Source organism: Streptomyces sp. WAC 04229, from assembly GCF_003947455.1.
Taxonomy (GTDB): Bacteria; Actinomycetota; Actinomycetes; order Streptomycetales; family Streptomycetaceae; genus Streptomyces.
The window spans coordinates 1-5,068 of sequence record NZ_QHJH01000306.1 but is presented as its reverse complement, the minus strand read 5'-3'; the positions used below and the strand labels follow the sequence as shown (position 1 = coordinate 5,068).

The following is a 5,068-nucleotide window of genomic DNA, read 5'->3' as shown; positions in this document are numbered from 1 at the left end:
CGCCCCCGCGGCCCCGACCACCACCAGTGACACCGGCGTCTACCCCGAAAGCAGGGCCACGTGCTGACCGTCGACTTCTCCCGGTTCCCGCTCGCCCCCGGCGACCGCGTACTGGACCTCGGCTGCGGCGCCGGCCGGCACGCGTTCGAGTGCTACCGGCGCGGGGCCCGGGTCGTCGCGCTGGACCGGAACGCCGAGGAAATCCGCGAGGTCGCCAAGTGGTTCGCGGCGATGGAGGAGGCCGGCGAGGCACCGGCCGGCGCCACCGCCACCGCGATGGAGGGCGACGCGCTGGCCCTGCCCTTCCCCGACGAGTCCTTCGACGTGGTCATCATCTCCGAGGTGATGGAGCACATCCACGACGACAAGGGCGTCCTCGCCGAGATGGTCCGGGTGCTCAGGCCCGGCGGCCGCATCGCGGTCACCGTCCCGCGCTACGGCCCCGAGAAGGTCTGCTGGACCCTCTCCGACGCGTACCACGAGGTCGAGGGCGGCCACATCCGCATCTACAAGGCCGACCAGCTGCTCGCCCGCATCCGCGAGGCCGGCCTGCGCCCCTACGGCAGCCACCACGCGCACGCGCTGCACTCGCCGTACTGGTGGCTGAAGTGCGCGTTCGGCGTCGACAACGACAAGGCGCTGCCGGTGCGGACGTACCACAAGCTGCTGGTCTGGGACATCATGAAGAAGCCGCTGGCGACACGGGTCGCCGAGCAGGCGCTGAACCCGCTGATCGGCAAGAGCTTCGTGGCGTACGCGACCAAGCCGCACCTGCCGCCGGTGGACGCCGCGTGACATCGCCCCGCGGTCCTCGCACGCCCCGCACCGAGCACCTCGTCCTGCCCGGCGTCCTCACCGACGCCGAGGCCGCCGGGACCGTCCGCGGCATCCTCGCCGTGCAGCGCGAGGACGGGGCGATCCCGTGGTTCCGCGGGCACCATCTCGACCCCTGGGACCACGTCGAGGCGGCGATGGCCCTGGACGCGGCCGACGAGCACGAGGCCGCCGAGCGGGCGTACGCGTGGCTGGCCCGCCACCAGAACGCGGACGGCTCCTGGTACGCCGCCTACGCCGACGGGGACTTCGCCGACGTCACCGACCGGGGCCGCGAGACCAACTTCGTCGCCTACATCGCCGTCGGCGTCTGGCACCACTACCTCGCCACCGGCGACGACACGTTCCTGGAGCGGATGTGGCCCGTCGTCCACGCGGCGGTCGAGTTCGTGCTGCGGCTCCAGCAGCCCGGCGGGCAGATCGGCTGGCGGCGCGACGAGGACGGCACGGCCACCAAGGACGCGCTGCTGACCGGCAGCTCCTCCGTCCACCACGCGCTGCGCTGCGCGCTCGCGATCGCCGAGCAGCGTGAGGAGCCGCAGCCCGACTGGGAGTTGGCGGCGGGCGCGCTGCGGCACGCCATCCGGCGTCACCCGGAGCGGTTCCTGGACAAGGGCCGGTACTCGATGGACTGGTACTACCCGGTGCTGGGCGGCGCGCTGACCGGCACGGAGGCCAGGTCCCGCATCAAGGAGAGCTGGGACCGCTTCGTCGTCCCCGGCCTCGGCGTGCGCTGCGTCGTCCCCAACCCCTGGGTCACGGGCGGCGAGTCGGCCGAACTCGCCCTCGCCCTGTGGGCGGTGGGCGAGTCCGACCACGCCCTGGAGATCCTCCAGTCCATCCAGCACCTGCGCGACCCCGACAGCGGCCTCTACTGGACGGGCTACGTCTTCGAGGACCAGGCCATCTGGCCCCGCGAACTCACCACCTGGACGGCCGGCTCCCTGCTCCTGGCCGTCGCCGCCCTCGGCGGCCACGAGGCCACCTGCCAGGTCTTCTCCGGCGACCACCTGCCGAGGGGGCTGGACCCGGACTGCTGCGTCTGAGCACGCCGCGGCGCCGTACCCGGCCGGTCCTCGCCGAAGACGAACGCTCAGCGGCGGCCGACGCGGTTGGCGATGGCGTGGCCGATGAAGAGGTAGACCACGGCGGCCAGGCCGTAGCCGGCGACCACGCGGGCCCAGTCCTCGTCGAAGGTGAAGAGGTCACGCGACCAGCCGGCCAGCCAGTTGGCCGCGTCATGGACGAACTGGACCAGGTCGTTGGCCCGGTTGGCGTCCAACAGGTACATCAGAATCCACAGGCCGAGGATGAAGGCCATGATGTCGGCGACGACGGCTATGGCCCTGCCCGCGGAACTGGAACCGTGAGATCTAGACATGCCTTGCGTATGGCCCCGGAAGCCCGGCGGAAACCTACGCCGACGGCCCTCCGTCCGGAACCGGGTCCGGGCGGAGGGCCGTCGGGGTGCGGGTGATGCGGGCGGGTCAGCCGCGCTGGATGCCCGACGTGTCCTGGAGGACGCCGCGGCGGCCGTCCTGCGTCTGCGCGACCAGGTTGGCACCGCGCTGCTCGACGGCCAGGTACCAGGTGCCCGGCGCCAGCTCGGCGATCGGCGTGGGCGAGCCGTCCTCCGCGAACAGCGGACGCGGCACCGGCACGGCGAACCAGAACGGGGAGAAGTCCCCGGCCGGCTGCGCCTGCGCCTGGGCCTGCTGCGGGGCCTGCGGCTGCGGCTGGGCCTGACCCGGCTGCGGCTGACCGCCGAAGGGCTGACCCGGCTGACCCGGCTGGCCCGGCTGGCCGCCGTACGGCTGCTGCTGCGCGCCGGGGTAGCCGTAACCGCCCTGCGGCTGGCCGCCGTAGGGCTGCGGGGCGGCCGGACGCGCGGCCGGGATCAGGGCGCCCTTGAGGGCGGGGACCAGCGGAGTGGCCACCGCGGCGGCGGCCATGACCAGCGTGGCGATGAGAGCCAGGATCAGGCCCAGGCCGGCGCCGAGCTCGTCCACGAAGCCGCCCTCGCCGTCGAAGGCACCCGCCGGGTCGAAGATGTTGCCGAGCGCGCTCCAGGCCGCGAAGACCGTGAAGGCGATGCCGAACTGGCCGAGGTCGAGACCGGCCACCTTCTTGGGCTGCGGCATCGCGCGGGCCACCACGATGAGCGCGGCGCCGATGACGCCTGCCAGGACGACACCGAGCACGACCGGCCCACTGCCCCACAGGCTGGGGATGTCGGCGCTGTCCGAGGCACCGTCGAGCGAGTAGATGTCGAGGAACGACGCGATCAACAGCAGAACCGCTGCTCCGATCACCACGCCGTCGCCTCGAGTGAGGGAGCGGATATTCACTTCAGGTCCTTCGTAGGTCGTCTCGTCGTCAATAGAGGCGTCGCTGTCACGATGGCGCCGAAAGGTTCCGGTGTGAAGCGCGGGGGTGGCCCCTCATCGTAGGGACGACACTATCGTCCGCGCATCGGGGCTGTCCGCAGGGAGGGGAACGCTGATCACTACCCGCGCAGGAAACTCACGATTCCATCAGACATCCCCTGCGCCGCCTTCTGCCGCCATGTGCCGCTGGTCAGCAGCGCCACGTCCTGGTCGTCGCGCATGTTGCCGCACTCGATGAACACCTTGGGAACCGTTGACAGATTGAGACCGCCCAGGTCCGTGCGCGTGACCAGGCCGGTGCCGTCGCCCACGTAGTTGGACGGCGCGCCGCCCGTGGCGCGCACGAAGTTGCCCGCGACGCGCTCGCCGAGTTCGGCGGAGGGCGCGACGATGGCGCGGGTGTCCGCGTCGCCGTCGTGCACCGCGCCCGGCAGGATCACGTGGAAGCCGCGGTTGCCGGCCCCCGACCCGTCGGCGTGGATCGAGATCGCGGCGTCCGCGTCCGCCTCGTTGCCGATCCGGGCCCGCTCGTCCACGCAGGGGCCGTACGAACGGTCGCCGTCCTGCGTCAGTTTCACCGTGGCGCCCTGCTCCTCCAGCAGCGTGCGCAGCCGGTGGGCGACGTCGAGGGTGAACTTCGCCTCGGGATAGCCCGCGTTGGTGGCGGTGCCCGTCGTGTCGCACTCCTTCCAGTGCGTGCCGACGTTCACCTTCCGGTTGATCTCCGACGTGTGCTGGAAGTTGCCCGGATTGTGCCCGGGGTCGATGACGACGACCTTCCCCTTGAGCGGCCCGGAGGCCCCGACGGGCGCGGACTTGGAGGGGGAGGAGGACGCGGTCGGCCTCCCGGTGGCGGAGGGCGAGGAGTCCGCGGGCTTCTTGGCGTCGTCGCCCGCGGAGGCCGTGCCTTGGGAGGGTGCCGCCGAGGACGTGCGCGCACCGGCCGCGTCCCCGCCGTCGTCGGAGCCGCCGACCGCCGCGTACACCCCCCACCCGAGCAACGCCCCGGGCACCAGCGCGGCGACCGCCACGGTCAGCGGGCGGCGCAGCGGGGAGCGACGGGGCCGGGGAGGTTCGAGATCGGGGCCTGTGTACGACACGTCAGCGACTCTAACCGTGCCCTCAGATCCCCGCGCCCGTTCGCCGCAGGACGCGCAGCGAGTCGGTCGCGGAGACCTCCGTGAAGGCGCCGGACGCGAGGGCCCTGAGGTAGACGCGGTACGGGGCCTGGCCGGTGAACTCGTCGGCCGGGTGCGGGAAGACGTCGTGGATGACGAGGAGGCCGCCGTCGGCCACGTGGGGTGCCCAGCCCTCGTAGTCCGCGTTGGCGTGCTCGTCGGTGTGGCCGCCGTCGACGAAGACGAGGCCGAGGGGGGAGTTCCAGAGGGCCGCGACCTGGGGCGAGCGGCCGACGAGGGCGACCACGTGCTCCTCCAGACCGGCCCGGTGCAGGGTGCGGCGGAAGGTGGGGAGGGTGTCCATGACGCCCAGCTCGGGATCGACCGTCTCCGGGTCGTGGTAGTCCCAGCCGGGCTGCTGCTCCTCGCTGCCCCGGTGGTGGTCGACGGTCAGCGCGGTGACCCCGGCCCGGCGGGCCGCGTCTGCGAGCAGGACGGTGGAGCGTCCGCAGTACGTGCCGACCTCCAGCAGCGGCAGCCCGAGCCGGCCCGCCTCCACGGCGGCGGCGTGCAGCGCGCGGCCCTCGTGCACGGGCATGAACCCCTTGGCGGCCTCGAAGGCGGCCAGGGCGTCGGGGGCGGGCGGCGCGGACATGCGGGTCCTCTCGGTGACACGGGGCGCCGGGCGGCGGCGCGGTTCGGCGCCCATGCTGCCGTACTCCGTGCCGG

6 protein-coding genes are annotated in these 5,068 nt (G+C 72.9%); 2 read left to right on the top strand and 4 right to left on the bottom strand.

The window, feature by feature from the left end:
- Nucleotides 1-60 precede the first annotated feature (60 nt).
- Both DMH12_RS37030 and DMH12_RS37025 read left to right on the top strand, forming a co-directional pair.
- Complete coding sequence (locus DMH12_RS37030; RefSeq protein ID WP_125495672.1) at nt 61-795, top strand: class I SAM-dependent methyltransferase; 735 nt, start codon at nt 61-63, stop codon at nt 793-795.
- On the top strand, nt 792-1,880 hold the full coding sequence (locus DMH12_RS37025) for a prenyltransferase/squalene oxidase repeat-containing protein (RefSeq protein WP_125495671.1): 1,089 nt from the start codon (nt 792-794) through the stop codon (nt 1,878-1,880). The genes DMH12_RS37030 and DMH12_RS37025 overlap by 4 nt, the downstream gene beginning before the upstream one ends.
- Before the next feature lie 47 nt (nt 1,881-1,927).
- Here DMH12_RS37025 and DMH12_RS37020 read toward each other — a convergent pair whose 3' ends face one another.
- The 4 genes from DMH12_RS37020 to DMH12_RS37005 form a co-directional block, all read right to left on the bottom strand.
- Nucleotides 1,928-2,215 carry a hypothetical protein gene (locus tag DMH12_RS37020; protein WP_122620370.1) on the bottom strand — a complete coding sequence of 96 codons (288 nt, stop codon included), beginning with the start codon at nt 2,213-2,215 and terminating at the stop codon, nt 1,928-1,930.
- Nucleotides 2,216-2,321: 106 nt separating this feature from the next.
- Nucleotides 2,322-3,182, bottom strand: coding sequence for a DUF5336 domain-containing protein (locus DMH12_RS37015; RefSeq protein ID WP_125495670.1), 861 nt, complete (start codon nt 3,180-3,182; stop codon nt 2,322-2,324).
- A 158-nt stretch (nt 3,183-3,340) separates the two neighbouring features.
- Nucleotides 3,341-4,321 carry an N-acetylmuramoyl-L-alanine amidase gene (locus tag DMH12_RS37010; protein WP_125495669.1) on the bottom strand — a complete coding sequence of 327 codons (981 nt, stop codon included), beginning with the start codon at nt 4,319-4,321 and terminating at the stop codon, nt 3,341-3,343.
- A 22-nt stretch (nt 4,322-4,343) separates the two neighbouring features.
- Entirely contained in the window at nt 4,344-4,994 is a 651-nt protein-coding gene (locus tag DMH12_RS37005) for a class I SAM-dependent methyltransferase (RefSeq protein ID WP_125495673.1), read from the bottom strand.
- Nucleotides 4,995-5,068: the final 74 nt, after the last annotated feature.